The organism is Imhoffiella purpurea (genome assembly GCF_000585215.1).
Taxonomy (GTDB): domain Bacteria; phylum Pseudomonadota; class Gammaproteobacteria; order Chromatiales; family Chromatiaceae; genus Imhoffiella; species Imhoffiella purpurea.
The window spans coordinates 70,275-88,882 of the sequence record NZ_AONC01000002.1; the positions used below are offsets into that span (position 1 = coordinate 70,275).

At 62.9% G+C, this 18,608-nt stretch carries 17 protein-coding genes; 5 read left to right on the forward strand and 12 right to left on the reverse strand.

Annotated elements, in window-relative coordinates:
• Positions 1 to 34 precede the first annotated feature (34 nt).
• The 6 genes from gspE to D779_RS00750 form a co-directional block, all read right to left on the reverse strand.
• Positions 35 to 1,861, reverse strand: coding sequence for a type II secretion system ATPase GspE (gene gspE / locus D779_RS00725; protein WP_198295640.1), 1,827 nt, complete (start codon positions 1,859 to 1,861; stop codon positions 35 to 37).
• Positions 1,862 to 1,874: 13 nt separating this feature from the next.
• Positions 1,875 to 3,767 (reverse strand): polysaccharide biosynthesis protein, encoded by a 1,893-nt coding sequence (locus tag D779_RS00730; protein WP_043747949.1) that lies wholly within the window; start codon positions 3,765 to 3,767, stop codon positions 1,875 to 1,877.
• Entirely contained in the window at positions 3,764 to 4,702 is a 939-nt protein-coding gene (locus D779_RS00735; RefSeq protein WP_332307729.1) for an MraY family glycosyltransferase, read from the reverse strand. Before D779_RS00735 ends, D779_RS00730 begins: the two co-directional genes overlap by 4 nt.
• A 165-nt stretch (positions 4,703 to 4,867) precedes the next feature.
• Positions 4,868 to 5,422 (reverse strand): DJ-1 family glyoxalase III, encoded by a 555-nt coding sequence (locus D779_RS00740; protein WP_043747954.1) that lies wholly within the window; start codon positions 5,420 to 5,422, stop codon positions 4,868 to 4,870.
• Positions 5,423 to 5,566: 144 nt separating this feature from the next.
• Positions 5,567 to 6,931, reverse strand: a complete 1,365-nt coding sequence (locus D779_RS00745; protein WP_043748116.1) for a S41 family peptidase — start codon at positions 6,929 to 6,931, stop codon at positions 5,567 to 5,569.
• 205 nt (positions 6,932 to 7,136) lie between these two features.
• Positions 7,137 to 8,375 carry a murein hydrolase activator EnvC family protein gene (locus D779_RS00750; protein ID WP_081763259.1) on the reverse strand — a complete coding sequence of 413 codons (1,239 nt, stop codon included), beginning with the start codon at positions 8,373 to 8,375 and terminating at the stop codon, positions 7,137 to 7,139.
• Between the two features lie 142 nt (positions 8,376 to 8,517).
• Between D779_RS00750 and D779_RS00755 the strand changes: the two genes are divergently transcribed.
• The 4 genes from D779_RS00755 to D779_RS00770 all read left to right on the forward strand — a co-directional run bounded on the left by D779_RS00755 (position 8,518) and on the right by D779_RS00770 (position 11,045).
• Positions 8,518 to 8,886 (forward strand): ArsR/SmtB family transcription factor, encoded by a 369-nt coding sequence (locus D779_RS00755; protein WP_081763251.1) that lies wholly within the window; start codon positions 8,518 to 8,520, stop codon positions 8,884 to 8,886.
• A 142-nt stretch (positions 8,887 to 9,028) separates the two neighbouring features.
• Positions 9,029 to 9,460 carry a rhodanese-like domain-containing protein gene (locus D779_RS00760; RefSeq protein ID WP_198295642.1) on the forward strand — a complete coding sequence of 144 codons (432 nt, stop codon included), beginning with the start codon at positions 9,029 to 9,031 and terminating at the stop codon, positions 9,458 to 9,460.
• Between the two features lie 77 nt (positions 9,461 to 9,537).
• A complete protein-coding gene (secB, locus tag D779_RS00765; RefSeq protein ID WP_043747957.1) occupies positions 9,538 to 10,020 on the forward strand; it encodes a protein-export chaperone SecB in 483 nt (160 codons plus the stop codon).
• 14 nt (positions 10,021 to 10,034) lie between these two features.
• Positions 10,035 to 11,045 carry an NAD(P)H-dependent glycerol-3-phosphate dehydrogenase gene (locus D779_RS00770; protein ID WP_043747961.1) on the forward strand — a complete coding sequence of 337 codons (1,011 nt, stop codon included), beginning with the start codon at positions 10,035 to 10,037 and terminating at the stop codon, positions 11,043 to 11,045.
• 21 nt (positions 11,046 to 11,066) lie between these two features.
• On the opposite strand, the gene D779_RS00775 is transcribed toward D779_RS00770, so the two are convergent.
• On the reverse strand, positions 11,067 to 11,555 hold the full coding sequence (locus D779_RS00775; RefSeq protein ID WP_043747962.1) for a tRNA (cytidine(34)-2'-O)-methyltransferase: 489 nt from the start codon (positions 11,553 to 11,555) through the stop codon (positions 11,067 to 11,069).
• Positions 11,556 to 11,691: 136 nt separating this feature from the next.
• On the opposite strand from D779_RS00775, the gene D779_RS00780 reads away from it, so the two are divergent.
• A complete protein-coding gene (locus D779_RS00780) occupies positions 11,692 to 11,916 on the forward strand; it encodes a hypothetical protein (protein WP_043748125.1) in 225 nt (74 codons plus the stop codon).
• A 70-nt stretch (positions 11,917 to 11,986) separates the two neighbouring features.
• Here D779_RS00780 and D779_RS00785 read toward each other — a convergent pair whose 3' ends face one another.
• The 5 genes from D779_RS00785 to D779_RS00810 all read right to left on the reverse strand — a co-directional run bounded on the left by D779_RS00785 (position 11,987) and on the right by D779_RS00810 (position 18,339).
• Positions 11,987 to 12,388 carry a hypothetical protein gene (locus tag D779_RS00785; RefSeq protein WP_081763252.1) on the reverse strand — a complete coding sequence of 134 codons (402 nt, stop codon included), beginning with the start codon at positions 12,386 to 12,388 and terminating at the stop codon, positions 11,987 to 11,989.
• A 33-nt stretch (positions 12,389 to 12,421) separates the two neighbouring features.
• Positions 12,422 to 13,855 (reverse strand): nitrogen regulation protein NR(I), encoded by a 1,434-nt coding sequence (ntrC, locus tag D779_RS00790; RefSeq protein WP_043747966.1) that lies wholly within the window; start codon positions 13,853 to 13,855, stop codon positions 12,422 to 12,424.
• Positions 13,848 to 14,930: a nitrogen regulation protein NR(II) gene (gene glnL / locus D779_RS00795; protein WP_043747968.1), complete on the reverse strand. Its 1,083-nt coding sequence runs from the start codon at positions 14,928 to 14,930 to the stop codon at positions 13,848 to 13,850. The genes ntrC and glnL overlap by 8 nt, the downstream gene beginning before the upstream one ends.
• A 373-nt stretch (positions 14,931 to 15,303) precedes the next feature.
• Positions 15,304 to 16,707 (reverse strand): glutamate--ammonia ligase, encoded by a 1,404-nt coding sequence (gene glnA, locus D779_RS00800; RefSeq protein ID WP_043747970.1) that lies wholly within the window; start codon positions 16,705 to 16,707, stop codon positions 15,304 to 15,306.
• 477 nt (positions 16,708 to 17,184) lie between these two features.
• Positions 17,185 to 18,339: a cation diffusion facilitator family transporter gene (locus D779_RS00810; RefSeq protein WP_043747974.1), complete on the reverse strand. Its 1,155-nt coding sequence runs from the start codon at positions 18,337 to 18,339 to the stop codon at positions 17,185 to 17,187.
• Positions 18,340 to 18,608: the final 269 nt, after the last annotated feature.

The window sequence follows — 18,608 nt, forward strand, 5'->3', positions numbered from 1 at the left end:
TCGCGGCCCCTGCGGGCATCGGGTGCGAACATCGTCAATTGCCCTCGGCCACGCGCAGCACCTCCTCGATGGTGGTGCGGCCGTCGAGCGACTTGCGCAGACCGTCCTGATACATGGTCTCCATGCCTTCATCGACGGCGATCTGGCGAATCTCGGTCGCTGTAGCCTGGGCCAGCACCGCCTTGCGGATCCGGTCGCTCATCGTCAGGACCTCGCTGATGACGAGACGCCCGCGGTAGCCGGTGCCGTTGCAGGCGTCGCAGCCGACCGCGCGATAGAGCTCCAGGGGCTGCGAGGTATCGGCCATGTGTCCGAAGCGCTCGGCCAGTTCGGCCACGGCCGGATAGGGCTGACGACACTCGGGGCAGAGACGTCGTACCAGACGCTGGGCCAGGATGCCGTTGATGGTCGAGGTGAGCAGATAGTCCTCGACCCCCATGTCGAGCAGACGGGTGACACCGCTGGCGGCGTCGTTGGTGTGCAGGGTGGACAGCACGATGTGGCCGGTCAGGGCCGACTGGACCGCGATCCGCGCCGTCTCCAGGTCGCGCATCTCGCCGACCATGATGATGTCCGGGTCCTGGCGCATCATGGCGCGCAGTGCCCCGGCGAAGGTCATGCCGATCGAGGACTTGACCTGGATCTGATTGATGCCAGGCAACTGGTATTCGACCGGATCCTCGACCGTGATGATCTTGCGCGCCTCGGTGTTGAGCCGGCTGAGCGCGGTGTAGAGGGTGGTGCTCTTGCCCGAGCCGGTCGGACCCGTCACCAGGAGGATGCCGTAGGGCTTCTCCAGGATCTCGCCGAGGCGCTGGCGCGGGGGACCGTCGAAGCCGAGCGCGTCCAGATCGAAGCGTATGCTCTCCTTGTCGAGCAGACGCATCACCACGCTCTCGCCGAACATGGTGGGCACGGTCGAGACGCGCAGGTCGAGATCCTTGCCCTGGATGCGGATGGGGATGCGCCCGTCCTGGGGCAGACGGCGCTCGGCGATGTTGAGCTTGGCCATGATCTTGACGCGCGAGATCACCGCAGCGGTGGAGCGCACCGGCGGGGCGTCGACCTCGTTGAGGATGCCGTCGACCCGGTAGCGGACCTTCAGCGTGTCCGCGAAGGGTTCGATATGGATATCCGAGGCGCGCGACTCGACCGCCTTTTGGATCAGCTGGTTGACCATGCGGATGACCGGGGCCTCGCTGGCGAGGTCCTTGAGATGCTCGATGTCCTCCTCGTCGAAATCGCCGAGATCGGACTCGGCCTCGGCCGGGGCCTCCTTCACCTTCTCGTAGAGCTGCTCGATCGCCGACTCGATCTCGGTCGGCAGTCCGACCAGGGGCGACACCTCCTTGCCCGCCGCCATGCGGATCGCGGCCAGGGTGAATTCGTCGATCGGATTGGCCACGGCGACGCGGATGGATTGGGCATCCTCGCTCAAGGGCAGCACCCGCGCATCCTTGAGGAACCTGAGCGAGAAGAGCTCCTCCGAAACCGGCTCGCTCGGGAATCCGTTCGGCTCTGCGAGCGGGATATCCAGGACCTCGGAGATCGCCCGCGCCATATCGCGCTCTGACACCAGACCCAATCTCACCAGCATGGGGACGAGCGGATCGCCGGCATCGTCGGCCAGTCGACGCGCCCGTCCGAGATCGCCCACCGTGAGCTTGCCCTGCGTCTGGAGATGGGCGAGCACCTGGCTCTCTGCAGAGCCTGATTCTCCGGGGAGCGGCGCCTCGTCCTCGTTGCCATCGACATCAGGAGCGGATGATTCCAGCCGTCCCTCGTCCGGATCCTCGCGCATGCCGCGAATGACCGGCACCCCTTCGACCAGAAGCGCGTCTTGGTTGGGATTCGTATCCATCTGTGACCTTGGATCAAGCCTGCTCTGTGGAGATGGCATCGGATCGAGACGGTGCAGGCGCTCCCGACCGCTCCTTCGACCAACCGGGCAGAAGGCGGTTCAAGGCCACCAGCATGCGTTCATGATCGAAGGTCTCGGCGGAACGCCTCAAGTCCTCCAGACCCTCGACGAGTTCGGTGTCGGACAGGGTATTCGCATGTCTGGCCGCCCGGATCTTGGGATGACGCGTGGATACCAACTCCTCGGATGCGTAGAAGAGCTCTTCGTAGAGCTTTTCGCCCGGACGCAGACCCACGTAGCGGATGGCGATGTCCACCCCCGGTTCGCGTCCCGAGAGCCGGATCATCTGCTCGGCCAGATAGCGGATCTTGATGGGATCGCCCATGTCGAGCACGAAGATCTCGCCGCCGTCGCCGATCACCGCCGACTGCATGATCAGCTGACAGGCCTCGGGGATGGTCATGAAGAAACGCTCGATGTCCGGGTGCGTCACGGTCACGGGTCCGCCCTGTTCGATCTGGCGGCGGAAGAGCGGCACCACGCTCCCGGCCGAGCCCAGGACGTTGCCGAAGCGTACCGTGATGAAGCGGCACTCCGAGCGACGATCCAGTCCCTGACAGATGGATTCGGCGATGCGCTTGGTCGCACCCATGACGTTGGCCGGGTTGACCGCCTTGTCGGTCGAGATGAGGACGAAGCGTTCGCATCCCTTCTCGGCCGCCGTCTCGGCGACGATCCGGGTCCCGATCACATTGTTGCGGATCGCGGCCCGCAGTTGATTCTCCAGCAGGGGGACGTGCTTGTAGGCGGCGGCGTGGAAGACGATGTCGGGCCGCTCCGCGTCGAAGAGCGCGGCGATGGCCCCCGCGTCGGCCACGTCCAGCAGATGCCGTGAGAAGCGAAGATCCGGATGGGTCTCCAGCAGCTCGGTCTCGATGCGGTAGAGATTGAACTCGCCGTGGTCGACCAGGATCAGGCGGGCCGGATCGCTGCCGGCGATCTGGCGCACCAGCTCGGAGCCGATCGAGCCGCCCGCCCCCGTGATCAGGATCCGCTTGCCGGCCAGTCCGGCGCGAATCTCCGGCCAGTCCAGAGAGACGGGATCGCGTCCGAGCAGGTCCTCGATCGACACGGGCCGCAGCTGGCTCATGTCGAGCTGGCCGCTCATGAGACGCTTCAGCTGCGGCAGGATGCGGAACGGCAGACCGGTCCGTTCGCAGATCTCGACCAGACGCTGCATCTCCTTGCCGTTGGCGTTGGGTACGGCCAGCAGCAGCAGATCGATCCCCTGCTGGCGGACGATCTCTGGGATCGCCGAGGTCGGGCCGAAGACGGTCAGTCCCTGGACCTCGCTGCCCTGGCGGCGCAGCTTGTCGTCGACGAATCCGACCGGGAAGTAGGTACGGTGGGAATCGCGGAGCATGTCGCGGGCGAGCATGTCCCCGGTCCGTCCGGCCCCGATGATGAGCACCCTCGGGCCGGAGGAGAGATTGAGGCGATGGTCCTTCAGCCAGCGGTAGATCATTCTCGGACCCGCCAGCATCAGCAGCTGCAAACCCAGATAGATGGCCGGAACCGATCGTGGGATATGGGTCGAGCGGTTGATCAGGAAGAGCGCGAGCACGATCAGCAGGGTGCCCGCCGCCACGGCCTTGGTGATCCGCACCAGGTCGGGCAGCGAGGCGAAGCGCCAGACACCGCGATAGAGTCCGAAGATCCAGAACATGCCGCCCTGGACCAGCAGCACCCAGGGCAGCGAATGCAGTGCGCTGGCCAGGAATTCGGCCGGGATCCGGTCCAGGTTGAAGCGCAGCCAATAGGCGAGGAGCCAGGCGCCCGGAATCGTCAGCAGATCGTGCGTGAAGGCGGCCGTTCGCGAGCGCAGCCGGTCGACGAGAGGGTTCATGGGTGGTCCGGTGCCGATACGGACGCGGTCAATCGCACCCGGAGATGAACGAATCCGTAGATGAGAACCCAGGCCCCGAGCAGCATCCATTGCTCCCGTTCGGCGAGCCTGGGCGCGGCGACCGCGCAGGCACCGGATGCGGCCATGAGCACATAGGCGCGAAGCAGCGTCTTGCGGTGGCTCCAGCCGGCGAGCACCAGACGCTGGTAATGATGGGAGCGATGCGCCTCCCACAGCCGCTCGCGCCGCCAGGCGCGGGCCACGAGGGTCCAGGTTGCGTCGACGATGAAGGGCGAGAAGGCCAGCCAGGCGGTCCAGAGAGGGAAGAGTCCGAGCTGAACGCCCCAGAGCGAGAGACCGGCGGCCAGCAGACCCAGGCTCGAGGAGCCGACGTCACCGAGAAAGATGGGGGCGGGAGGAAAATTGACGATCCCGAATCCGGCCGCCGCCCCGGCGATGCAGAAGGCGACGAGGGCGTACAGGAATTCCCCGCCGATCAGTCCCAGCAGACCCAGGGCGGCGAAGCCGAAGACGGCCATGCCGGCGGCCAGTCCGTCCATGCCGTCCATGAAGTTATAGAGATTGATCATCCAAACCACATAGAGCAGGGTCAGCAGGATACCGATCCAGGCGGGAAGGGTCACCCAGCCGCTCGGCAGATCCAGCCGAGTCCAGCCCAGTCCGCCGATCAGTAGCAGGAGCGCCGCCCCGAGATGCACGCCCAGGCGAATGCCGGCCGAGACCTCTCCGAGATCGTCCAGAAAGGAGATCGCCGCCACCATGGCCAGCGATGCGGCGAGCCAGATGAGCTCCGGTGGCAGAGGTTCCCAGACAAACAGGAAGGCCAGCGAAGCGAGCGTTCCAAACAGCACGGCCAGTCCGCCGGTTCGCGGAACCGGGCGCGAATGCAGCGAGCGGTCGTTCGGAAGATCCATGGGACCGATTCGTAACGCAGCGTCGGAACATAGCCAGCGGGTCGCCGCCAGGCTCGACAGGAGCGAGACGAGTGGAATCGCGGCCGTTATCCAGAGCGATGCGGTCATGGTGTCGGATCTTGGTCGTCGAGGGCCGGTAGGATGGCTAGGGTCGCTGCTTGAAACCTATGGTGCGCGAACCAGATCGCGCTCCACGGAGTCGCGCTTGGAACGTCCCTGCAGGATCTCGATGAGCTGGAGGGCGAAGTCCATGGCGGTTCCGGGCCCTCGGCCGGTCACGATCTTGCCGTCGACCTCGACCGGGGCGTCGGTGAGCCTGGTTAGGGGAAGGTCGTCGGCGACCAGCGCACCCGGATAGGCAGTGGCCGTCTTGCCCTCCAGAAGACCCGCCGCGGCCAGGACCCTCGGGGCCGCGCAGATCGCCGCCGAGTACCTGTCCTCGGACTGCTGGCGCTGCAGCAGGTCGCGTATGCGATCGTCTTCCTGAAGGTGGGTGGCGCCTGGCAGACCGCCCGGCAAGACGATCATGTCGAACGCCTGATCCACAACGGCGTCCAGTGCGGTGTCGGCGATCAATACGGTCCCTCGGCTGGCCGTCACCGGTGTGTCGGTCAGGCTCGCCGTGACGACCTCGATCTCGGCGCGACGTAGCAGGTCGATGATGGTGACGGCCTCCATCTCCTCGCATCCCTGGGCGAGCGGAACGAGCACTTTAGGCATCTGAATGGCCTCCGAATGAATCGAAACGAGTCAAGGTGGGTCGAAATGGCCGGATGAGCCCGTCTGGGTTCCGAGAACAGGGATCCGGCCGGCAAAGCGAAGACCGGCACAGGAAGCCGGCCTCGATGACGAACGGCTAAGGGATCATGGCGCCTTCTCGGATCCGGCCTTACGGGATCCGAAGATCGTCACGCCTTTGAGGACATTGAGCGCCTCGTTCAGCTGAAAATCGTCGATGGTCGGGCTATCGGAATCCTCTTCGTTCGCTTTTTCCTCTTCTGGCGGTCGCTGGGCTTCATCCGCCGCGCTCGGCACCTCGGTTTCTTCGCCCAAATGCCTCATCAGGTCCGCCTCCTTCACCGACTTCAGGTCGTCATCCGACTTGGGCTTGAATTCGCCCGGATGCAGGACGATGTCCGGCTCGATCCCCTGAGCCTGGATGGAACGCCCGGAAGGCGTGTAATAGCGGGCGGTCGTCAGCTTGAGCGCGGTGGTGTCGTCGATGGGAACGATGGTCTGGACCGAACCCTTGCCGAAGGTTCGGGTGCCCATGATGATGGCGCGCTTATGGTCCTGGAGCGCTCCGGCGACGATCTCGGATGCGGAGGCGCTTCCGCCGTTGACCAGAACCACGATGGGAGCACCGTCCAGGAGGTCGTCCGGTCCGGCCTCGAACTGCATCTTGCTGTCCTTGACCCGGCCCTGGGTATAGACGATCAGACCCCGGGTCAGAAAGGCATCGCTGACACCGACCGCACCGCTCAGAACGCCGCCTGGATTGTTGCGCAGATCCAGAATCAGCCCCTCGAGCTTGCCGCCGTTGGTTTTCTCGAGCTGGCCCATGGCCTTCTGCATATCGTCCGTGGTATGGGCCTGAAAACTGGTGATGCGCACGTATCCGAAGCCCGGCTCCAGCATTCGGCTCTTCACGCTCGCGACCTGGATGATGGCGCGCTCGATGGTGACGTCGAAGGGAGACTGCTCGGTGCCGCGCATGATTGTCAGCCGGATCTCGGTTCCCGGCTTGCCGCGCATCAGCTTGACGGCCTCGTCCAGGCCCAGACCCTTGATCGGCTTTTCGTCGATCCGGATGATCATGTCGCCCGCCTGCAGACCGGCCCGTTGTGCGGGCGTGTCGTCGATCGGGGCGATCACCTTGACGAACCCGTCCTCGAGACCGACCTCGATCCCGAGCCCCCCGAACTCGCCGCTGGTTCCGACCTGAAGGTCGCGGTATTCCTCGGCGTTCAGATAGGACGAATGGGGATCGAGACCCGACAGCATGCCGCGGATGGCGCTCTCGATCAGCGACCTGTCATCGGCCTGCTCCACATAATCCTCCTTGATACGGCCGAAGACATCCGCGAATGTCCGCAGCTCGTCGAGCGGCAGATCGGCGGTCGGCTGAGGTCCGGCGGGCGCGGTCTCCTCGGCATGGGTGACGGCAACCGTCGCACCGGCGAGGAGCAGTGCGCCGAGGCAGAAACGTTGGGCGAAATGGAAACGCATCATGATGTTCCGAGGTCTTCCTTCAGGAAATGAGTGCGGCGTATCCGAGGCGATACGCTCGCTCGGCCCTGACGGCATCCCGAATGGGGATTCGGACTCCAGGCCGAGGATATCGCGTGAAAGGATCGCATGTTTTCGATTGGCTCGACAGTAGGCGGTCGTCGGACCTGGGTCGGGCCGACCGGATGCGGTGGCAGGGCTGGAATCAGCCTCTGGCCCCAGGTCCCGAACACCAATCGGTCGGATCCTGAGGCCGGCCGTTATGGCGAATGGCGAAATAGAGCACCGGCCTGTTGCGTCCGCCGCTCTTTCCGCTCAGCGAAATGACGTCGCCGGTGGAAACCCATTCGCCAACCTCCCGCAGCAGGGCCTCGTTGTGGCCGTAGAGCGACATGAAGCCGTTTCCGTGGTCGATCACCAGCAGCAGTCCGAAACCGCGCAGCCAATCCGCATAAACGACGCGTCCACCGTTGACGGCCCGAACCTCCTCTCCTTCCCGGGCCGCCAGGAGGACACCGTCCCAATTGACATCCGAATCCTCCTTTCGACTCCCGAAGGCGGCGATCACCCGTGCTTCGAGCAGCGGCCATGAGAGCCTGCCCTTGCGCGCCGCGAAGCTCTCTCGATGGATATCGAGTTCGGCCCGAATCTGGGCGCGCTGGCGCAGATGCTCGATCAGCAGTCGAAGCGACTCGGCGTCCTTCTGGAGATTCTCCAGCGTATCCTCGCGATTGGCGATGGTCGCCTCCAATTGCTTCAGGACCTCTGTTCGCTTGGTCCTGGCTACCTCGAGCCGCAGCCTGGTCGCCTCCTGGCTCTTGGCGAGTTGGGCGAGACGCGCCGCTTCCTCCTCGGCGTCGCGGGCCAGTCTGGCCAGACGCTCGGTCGACTCCTGAACGGCCTGGATGCGCTTCATGCGCTCGCGGTTGAAATAGGCGAAATAGGACATCACCCGGCTGGCTTGGCTCGGATCCTCCTGATTGAGCAGCAGACGCAGTCGATCGGCGCGCCCCATGACATAGGCCGTGCGGATGAGTTCGGACAGCAGCCCGAGTTGCTTCTCGAGCGAGCGCCGCTCCTCGGCCTGACGTGCCCTCAGCTCGGTCGCGATGCGGGTATGCTCCGCCACCAAACGCTGCAGCTCCCGGTTGGCGAGGGCCAGCTCGGCGACGTTGCGCTCGCGAGCCTCCAGTTCCAGGATGAGTGCGCGTCTGTCCTCGCGCTGTCCGATGAGATCCTCGCCGATCGATTCGACCCTTCGCTCGATCTCGATCAAGTCCCGCTTGCGTGCGTCCAATCCGCCATCCGCATCCTCGGGAATCGCCGCGTATCCGAGCGTCGAGACGATGAGAAGCGAGGTCGCGATGCCACCGATAACGAGCGCCCAAACGCCGAATCTGGGCCGTTTGCAGATCCTGTCGACTTGCTCTCGAGTCTTGCTCATCGCGATGGGGTCCGGGATTGGTTGCATCCGCTGGACCGGAGGAATGGATCCGGATGCATGTCTGTCTACCGACGCCGACGCTTCGCAGGCGAGCGGAAAAAGTTTATTATTGTATGGTGATAAGTCGATCAGATGCGATGCAATGGGCAACAACCTCAGCCATCCCCCCCGCCCGATCCTGAGCCTTTCGGAAACAGACCGCGAGGAAATGGATCTGTTTGCGGATGACGCCGACATCGAACGCGCCTCGCGGTCGCTCAAGGCGATGTCCCATCCGCTGCGGCTGAAGATCCTCTGCACATTGGGCGATCAGGAGATCAGCGTCCAGGAGATCGTCGATCACGTCGGCACCTCTCAGAGCAACATCTCGCAGCATCTGGCCATCCTTCGCGACAAGGGCATCCTGGCATCGCGCAAGGACGCCAACCGGGTCTACTACCGGGTCAGCGACGGCCGCACGCTGCGTCTGATCGGGATGATGCGAGAGGTCTTCTGCCAACACACGCGTTAGAGGCCATTCCCGCCCAGCGGGGTGACGTCCGTCCGCGCGATCCTTATACTTCTGCGCCTTTGACCCGGCCGGGCCTTGCAGCGCGCACCGACGCGCATTCCCTCCATGCGGGCCAATCACCTATCATCGAGACAGCATCATCATGGCGCTAATGCAGCAACTCCTCGAATTCATCGGGAATCACTGGTTTTTGTTCCTGGCGTTGATCGTGATCCTCGGATTGCTGATCCACAATCTGATCGTCGGCAGCAAGGGCACCGTCGGCCCGCTGCAGGCCACCGAGCTGATGAATCACCGCGAGGCCGTCGTCATCGACGTCCGCCCGGCGGCCGACTTCGCCAAGGGACACATCATCGACGCCATCAATATCCCGATGAACGGATTCAAGAATCAGATGGCGACGCTGACGAAATACAAGGGACGTCCCATCGTCGTCAACTGTCGGTCCGGTGCCCAATCCTCCGTCGCCTGCGGCCAGCTGCGCAAGGCTGGATTCGAGGAGGTCTACAACCTGCAGGGCGGGATCATGGCCTGGGAAACCGCGAGTCTGCCCTTGAGCAAGAAGAAGCGCTGAATCCGAGCCGATCCGGACACCGCATTCACCTCGAGCCCATCTTCACACCCACGTGATCGAAATCAGGATACCAGGACATGGCAGATAACCAGCAGCAATCCTCCGAGCGTCAGTTCTCCGTTCAGCGCGTCTACATCAAGGACGTTTCCTTCGAGTCGCCCAACGCACCCGAGATCTTTCGCGGCGAGTGGAAGCCCAAGCACGAGCTGAACCTCAACACCAAGGTCAACCCGCTGAACGAGAACGTCTACGAGGTCGTGCTGTCCGTGAATGTCAGCGCCAAGGTGGACGACAAGGTCGCCTTCGTCGTAGAGGTCCAGCAGGCGGGCATCTTCACCGCCAACGGCTTCTCCGAGGAGGAACTGGGTCCGCTCTTCGGTGCCTATTGCCCGAATCTCCTCTTTCCCTATGCGCGGGAGGTGGTCTCGGATCTGGTGGTCAAGGGCAGTTATCCGCAGCTCGTGCTCCAGCATGTGAATTTCGACATGCTTTACGCCCAGCACCAGAAGCAGGCCATGGAGCAAGATGAATCCGGCGGTGCCCAGCCGAGCCATCATTGAGCGAATCCGGGCCGATGAGCGAATCGCCGAAGGCAAGGGTCGCATTGCTGGGGCCGGGATCCTGGGGAACCGCCTTGGCCATCCAGCTGTGTCGCAACGGTCATCAGGTGCGGCTCTGGGGACATGAGGCCGCTCAGATCGAGGCGCTGAAACGCGACGGGGAGAACAGACAGTTTCTGCCCGGTTTTCGTTTGCCCCCGACGCTGATTCCGACCGACTCGCTCGACGAGGCACTGGCCGATGCGACCGATTGTCTCGTCGTGGTTCCGAGCCATGCATTCCGATCGGTCGTATCGGCACTCCATGAGCGGCTACCGAGCGGCATGGGGATCGCTTGGGCGACCAAGGGTCTGGATTCGACCTCCGGCCAGCTGCTGCATACGATCGCCCAGGAGTGTCTCGGCGACCGGCCGCTCGCGGTCGCATCCGGACCCAGTTTCGCCCTGGAGGTCGCGAGCGGTCTGCCGACCGCCATCACCGTGGCCTCCGCCACCGGGAGCTTCGCCGAACGCATCGCGCGGCTGCTCCACGGCGATCGTTTTCGCGCCTATACCAGCTCGGACATGGTGGGCGTCGAGGTCTGCGGTGCCGCCAAGAACGTCCTGGCCATCGCCACCGGAATCGCCGACGGACTGGGCTTCGGGGCCAATACTCGGGCCGCCATCATCACCCGGGGGCTCGCCGAGCTGATCCGGGTCGGAATGGCACTGGGCGGACGCACCGAGACCTTCATGGGACTCGCCGGGATCGGCGATCTGGTTCTCACCTGCACCGACAACCAGTCGCGCAACCGGCGCATGGGCCTCGCCCTCGCCAGCGGCAAGGGCGTCCGTGAGGCGATGGGCGAGATCGGCCAGGAGGTCGAGGGCGTGGTCACCGCATTGGCCGTCCATCGATTGTCGACCCGGCTGGACATCGAGATGCCGATCAGCGAGCAGGTTTACCGAGTTCTCTACGAAGGGATTTCACCCGAGCAGGCGACCAAGGCGCTCCTGGAGCGGGATCCCAAACCTGAATTCGGTTGAGACCCGTCCGCCCCGGCGCGGTTACTGACGACCGACCCCGGGGCGGCGCGCCGCCCCGGCGAAACCCTGCTGTCGCCATGCCTCGAACAGGATCACGGCCACCGCATTCGAGAGATTCAGGCTCCGGTTGTCCGGGCGCATCGGGACGTGGAGCCGACGCTCGGCGACAACGCCCTCCAAGACATCCCCGGGCAGCCCCCGGGTCTCGGGTCCGAACAGAAAGGCGTCTCCAGGGAGATAGTCCGGCTCCGTATAGGCCGCCTGTCCGCGTGTCGTCGCGGCGAAGAGCCTGTGTGGTCCAAGCCCCTCCAGACACTCCTCCAGCGATTCGTGCTGTCTGACATCCGCCCATTCGCGATAGTCCAGACCGGCTCTACGTAGAAGCCGATCGTCGAGAGAAAAGCCGAGGGGCCGTATCAGATGCAGCCTGGTCCCCAGGTTGGCGCTCAAGCGCATGATGTTTCCGGTGTTGGGGGGGATTTCGGGCTGGTAAAGAATGACGTCGAACATGGATCCGAATCAGGCGGGCATGAGGCAAGACACAGTCCGATATTGACTGTTTTTCCGAGTGTCATGATATATTAAAAGATCAGTATTTACCCGAAACGCCTTGCATCTTCTGCTCACGCAGATGGGGGACACATCCATGAGCGACATCGCCGCCCTGAAACAAGAAAAGCAAGAACTGATCAACAAGATGCTGGACATGCAGAAACAGTTCATCGAGCACGAGCACCAGAACGGTGTCTCCGGAAAGGACTACTGGGCCTCCTCGGATGGACTGCTGGCGAATTATCGCGAGGAATATCAGGAGATGGCCAAACGCGTCGTGGATCTGGCTCACGAGATCGTAGGTTCTTCCCGCTTCTGATTCGCGGCCGGCTCGCAAGGGTCGACCTCTCGATCCAACGAAAGCCCGCGTCTGGACGCGGGCTTTTCGTTCAGAACGCCTCGGCTCGCAGATGTTCGATATATTTGGGCGTCTCGTGCATGATCAGGCGAATCCCGGTGCCCGTCACCACGAGGCTCTCCCCATCGCCGAATGACAGCTCGCAGCGGATCCGTCCTCGGCTCTCCAAGGGGATTGGAATCATGTCCCGGTAGGTATAGATATTCTCCTCGATGTCCCCTCCCGCACAGACCAGAGGTCCGGAGGGAATGTCCCCGCCGGTCTCCGCCCCATCGATGAGCAGGCTGCCGGCCTGCCACCAGCGCGTGCGTTCCTTCGATCCGGTCATCGTCTTGATCAGATAGGCGCGCGAGAATTCGATGGTGAGCCCGTCCTGCCGGCAATCGATGGACGCGATCTCCGATCCCTTCAGCTCGATGCTGATGCTGTCCAAAAGTACCCTCCAGATTCTTGTATCGAGCCGATATCAGCTCTCGTTCGACATGAGTTCGCTCGGATCTCCATCCGTATCCAGTCCGAGCTCCTTGATCTTGCGCGTCAGTGTATTACGTCCCCATCCAAGCAATCGGGCCGCTTCCTGGCGTCTTCCGCCGGTATGTTCGAGCGCGGTCTGGATCAGGACCTGCTCGAAGGCCGGTAGTGCCGTGTCGAGTATGTTTTCTCGCCCCTGCTCGAGGCTGTGTCTGGCCCAGCGTCGAAACACGCTCTCCCAGGACTCGTCCGTCGTCTGATTGGCGAAGGAGGCATTGAGCTCGGGCGGCAGATCCTCGGCATGGATATGCTTGCTGGATGCCATGACCGTCACCCAGCGGGCCGTATTCTCCAGCTGTCTGACGTTTCCCGGCCAGTCGAGCCGTTTGAGGTGATCGATGGCATCTGGCAGCAGCACCTTGGACTCGCAGCTCAGTTCCTGCGCGGCCTGGGCCAGGAAATGACGCATCAGGAGCGGAATGTCCTCCCGCCGATCGCGCAGGGCGGGAAGATGGATGCGGATCACGTTCAGGCGATGGAACAGGTCCTCGCGAAAACGTCCCTGGCGAACCAGGTCCTCGAGGTTCTGGTGCGTGGCCGCGATGATGCGCACGTCGACCTTGATGGGGGCGATGCCGCCGACACGGTAGAACTCGCCGTCCGCCAGGACCCTGAGCAGACGGGTCTGGAGCTCGGCGGGCATGTCGCCGATCTCGTCGAGGAAGAGGGTCCCGCCGTCGGCCTGCTCGAAACGTCCCTCGCGGCGGGCCTGGGCGCCGGTGAAGGAGCCGCGCTCATGACCGAAGAGCTCCGACTCCAGGAGGTCGCGCGGAATGGCGGCCATGTTCAGGGCGATGAAGGGACAGTCGCTGCGCGGGCTGTGACGGTGCAGCGCATGGGCGACCAGTTCCTTGCCCGTTCCCGATTCGCCGTTGATCAGGACCGTGATGTTGGAGCGCGCCAGGCGTCCGATCGCGCGAAAAACGTCCTGCATCGCCGGTGCCTCGCCGATGATGTCGGGTCCCTTGGCGACCGCCACTTCGTCGGTGCGATCGTCGCGTCCGCGGCGACAGGCGCGCAGGACCTGGGAGACCGCTTCGTCGAGATCGAACGGTTTCGGAAGATATTCGAACGCCCCGCCGTGAAAGGCCGATACGGCGCTGTCCAGGTCCGAATGGGCGGTCATGATGATGACGGGCACCGCCGGATAGCGATCGGAGACCTGACGCAGCAGATCCAGTCCGTCGACGCCCGGCATGCGGATGTCGGTGAGGATGACGTCCGGCTGCTCCTGCTGCATGGCCTCCATGACGCCCACACCGTTCGAGAAACAGGTGACGTTCATCTCGGCCTTGCGCAGCGCCCGATCCAGCACCCAGCGAATCGAGCGATCGTCATCGATGACCCAAACCTTGGGGTCCTTATTCATAATCGCACTCCAGCGGCAAGTAGACACAGAAGGTCGTCTCCCCGGGGAGGCTTTCGCATTCGATGAGTCCGCCATGCTGATTGATGAGCTCCTGAGCGATGGATAGACCGAGACCATTGCCTCCCTGTCGTCCAGAGACCATTGGAAAGAAGATCTGATCCCGAATTTCCTCTGGGATGCCCGGACCATTGTCGCGAACCTGGGCGAGGAGGACGAGCCGATGACGCCGGTTGCCGATGGTGAACTGACGCAACACCCGGGTCCGGAACTCCACGTAGCCATCGAGACCGGCCGCGGCCGCGGCGTTTCTCGAGAGATTGAGGAATGCCTGGATCAGCCGGTCCTGATCGGCCATGAAATCCGGGATGCTGGGATCATAGTCGCGCAGGATGACCGGTCCGCGCGGAAACTCGGCCAGCAGAAGCCCCCTGACATGCTCGATGACGTCGTGGACGTTGAGCAGTTCGCGGCGGGGCATCAGATTCGGACCGATCATCCGGTTCATCAACGCCTGCAGGCGATCCGCTTCCTCGATGATGATCCGGGTGTATTCGCGCAAGGCCGGATCGGGAAGCTCCTGCTCGAGCAGCTGCGCGGCCCCGCGCAGTCCGCCCAGCGGATTCTTGATCTCGTGGGCCAGCCCCTTGATCAGGGTCTGTGCCGCCTGATGTTGGGTGAGGAGCTGCTCTTCCCGGGTGATGCGAAGCTGGCGGTCCACCTGATAGAGCTCGACGAGCAATTCCTCGTCCGCATCGAAATGGTGCATTGGCAGGACGGTACAGTTCACCGTTTTGGTGCGCCCGTCCGCGACACTGATGTTGATCTCACGTTCGGTGAATGGATGGTGTGAACTCAGAGCGGCGGCCAGACGCTCTCCGGCATAGTCTTCAGGGCAAGGCAGCAGAAGGCTGGCATGTTGACCGATGAGGTGGCGCGAACTGACCTCGAACAGGATCTCTGCCGCGGGATTGATGTAGCGGAGGCGTAAATCCTTGCCGAACAGCATCACTGCCGTATTGAGGTGATCCAGTATCATCCTCTCAATGGCCGGTTTGACCGTTGGCTGAATCGTCATGAAGCATAATCCGCATAGGGGCTCTGTCACCGCCGATCTCGGACGGCATCGAGAAGCGATGGCGACTCGCTGCGATGAGATGATTCGATCGTGTCCAGGGATCGGTATCCTGCTCTAGAAATGCAAAAATCACACCATCCCTGGAGGGTCTTGAACGGACCGGAACCGGGTGCGAGCGCAGCAAGCAAGGGACGTGGATAACATAGCGGACGGGTGTGCGAAGCCGGCACACGAAGAAAGACTGGCCCTTGCCGCGTCATCGGACGCGAGGACCGGATCGACCCAGAAGAGATACGTCGCTTACGGGACGAAGAAGAACCTATTGGACGCGTCCATGCGTCCGGTCATTGCTAGCGAATGACCATGGATCCGATCAGAGGCTGTAGTAGAGGTCGAACTCGACGGGGTGCGTGGTCATGCGCAGACGGGTCACCTCGGCCATCTTCAGTGCGATGTAGCTGTCGATCAGGTCGTCGGAGAAGACGCCACCGGCGGTCAGGAACTCGCGATCCTTGTCCAGTGCTTCCAGCGCCATTTCGAGCGAGGAGCACACGGTCGGGATGGCCTTGGCCTCTTCGGCCGGCAGGTCGTAGAGGTCCTTGTCCATGGCATCGCCAGGATGGATCTTGTTCATGATGCCGTCGAGACCGGCCAGCATCATCGCGGAGAACGACAGGTAGGGGTTGCCCATGGAGTCGGGGAAACGCACCTCGATGCGGCGGCCCTTGGGGCTGGCGCAGTGCGGGATACGGATCGACGCCGAGCGGTTGCGGGCCGAGTAGGCCAGCATGACCGGGGCCTCGAAGCCGGGAACCAGACGCTTGTAGGAGTTGGTCGAGGCGTTGGTCAGGGCATTCAGGGCACGGGCGTGCTTGATGATACCGCCGATGTAGTAGAGGGCATTGTCGGACAGACCGGCATACTTGTCGCCCGCGAAGAGGTTCTGGCCGTCCTTGCTGAGCGACTGGTGCACGTGCATGCCGTTGCCGTTGTCGCCGACCAGCGGCTTGGGCATGAAGGTCGCGGTCTTGCCGTAGGCATGCGCGACGTTGTGGATGACGTACTTGAGAATCTGGTTGTTGTCGGCGCGCTTCACCAGGGTCTCGAACTTGGTGCCGATCTCGCACTGACCCGCGGTCGCCACCTCATGGTGGTGAACCTCGACCTCGACGCCCATCTCCTCGAGGGTGAGGCACATGGCCGCGCGCAGATCGTTGAGCGAATCGACCGGAGGAACCGGGAAGTAGCCGCCCTTGACGCCGGGACGATGACCCATGTTGCCGTCGGGGAAGACGCGCTCGGAGTTCCAGCCGGCCTCCTCGGAGTCCACCTTGTAGAAGGCGCCCGACATGTCGGCGCCCCAGCGAACGTCGTCGAGGACGAAGAATTCCGGCTCGGGACCGAAATAGGCGGTGTCGGCGATGCCGGTCGACTTGAGGTAGGCCTCTGCGCGCTTTGCGACGGAACGCGGATCGCGCTCGTAGCCGACCATGGTGTCGGGCTCGAGGATGTCGCAGCGGATGATCAGGGTGCTCTCATCGGAGAAGGGGTCCATGACCGCGGTGTCGGCCTCGGGCATGAGCACCATGTCGGATGCCTCGATTCCCTTCCAGCCGGAGATGGAGGAGCCGTCGAACATCTTGCCGTCCTTGAACATGTCCTCGTCGACGACGCTGGAAGGCAGGGAGACGTGCTGCTCCTTGCCACGGGTATCCGTGAAGCGAAGGTCGACGAACTTCACTTCGTTGTCTTTGATCATCTTAATGACATCTGTCATTTGACTGTCTCCGATGCTGTTTCTCAAGAACTGGTCCGGCAGAGGCGATTCTGGATGCCAAGTCGAGGAACAGGCTCAGCAGGCATCGCATCCGGCGCCGGAGCGTAACAGGTCGTCACTTGAGTTGCACGACCCGCTAGTGAATCCTCGGATGCCGCGAGCAGCGACTGCCGTGCCACCTGCTGGGCGGAAGAAATTGGGGCGGTCGGCACACTCAATCGACTCGCAGCCCGTATGCAATGAATACGCCAAAGAGTTGCGCCATGTGATCCTCATGGCTCCTGGTGGCAATCTCGTGGATCGATCGGTCCAAAATAGATCTAATCGACTGATTTATTATGGATAGCCTCGGCTCGAGGCTGGCTGAAAAGGGAACGGCACACAGAGGCTCGAGGCCCGCTGCGATGGCCGCCAAAGATCTTTATGCACCAAAACGATCAAGACGCCCAAGTTTAGCACCAAAATAGTGCGCTTCGTTCAGCCAAAATAGATCCTGACCCTGCCGAATGCAGGCTCATCGACCAACGCCTTTTGCAGTTCCTCTCGCAGCCATTCGGGATCCTGGCCACTCCGGAAGCAGGCGGCGAGGGGGAAATAGACGTCGATATCGATTCTGCCCCCCAGATAATGGAACACCAGGCGCTCGCGCTCGCATGCAGCGGGAATCGCCGACCAGGACGAGGCCAGGCGTGCCAGTGCCTCGGCACGCAGGGGCAGAGGCGGACCGACAGGCACGACTTCGTCATCCTCTGGATCGATGTGGACCGTGACGTCCGTGATCTCGGCGATCTGACGCTTGAGTCGCTGCTCGACCAGAACGCTGATCATGTGACCTTCGGAAACGCTGACATAGGGATCCACCAGGACATGGACGTCTGCAGACGCCTGTCCGCCCGAGCGTCGCGTCCTCAGCATATGGATGGACCGAACGCCGCCGACCGAGCAGATGGTGTCCGTGACCTCTTTCAGACGGGATGCCTCCAATCCGGTATCGACCAGTTCGCTGGTCGCCTCCCATCCGAGTTCCCAGGCGATCTTGGCGATCATGACCGCCACGATGATCGCAGCGATGGCATCGAGATAGGGAAGGCCGGCCATGGTTCCCGCCACGCCGATGAAGACCACGATCGAGGAAATGGCATCCGAACGATGATGCCAGGCATTGGCCCTGAGAAGCTCGGACCTGACGCGTTTGGCGTAGCCCAGCGTCCACCAGTAGAGCCATTCCTTCGCGCCGATGGAGACCAGGGTCACGATCAGTGCAGACATCTCTGGCCGCAGGAGATCCTCCGGCTCGAATAGACGCTTGGCGGCATCCCAGCCGATCCCGACGGCCACCGCGAACAAGAGGAATCCGAGCACCAGGGTCGCGACCGTTTCGTAGCGTGCATGCCCGTAGGGATGGTCGCGGTCGGGCTCCTGGCTCGCATGATGTCCCGCGATCAGGACCAGCAGATCCGACAGCAGATCCGACAGCGAATGAATACCGTCGGCGATCAATGCCTGGGAGTGGCCGAGCAGACCGGCGACGATCTTGATGGCCGACAGCAACAGATTGACGATGCCGCCAACGACGGCTGTCCGGGTCACGGCCTGATTGCGGTCGATCTGGGGTGTGGATTCGGTGGACACGGTTCGCAAGATGAAATGAATGTGTTCGGATGTTGCCGAATGGCGCTGCAGTATAGGCCATGCTCGGAGATGGAGTCGCCCGTATGCGCAAGACGCGGCCTGATTCGATCGGGGCCGCCGCCCGCCGAAGACGTACCTCTTTCGACCTCAGGCGTTATGCTATGACGTCCATTGCCATCTGGCGTCGAACTCCCCGGCAAGCTCTCCGATTTCCGGCTTTCCGCCTGCTCGGCACAGCTTGGGCGGTATCCGAATATACTGCGCTATTT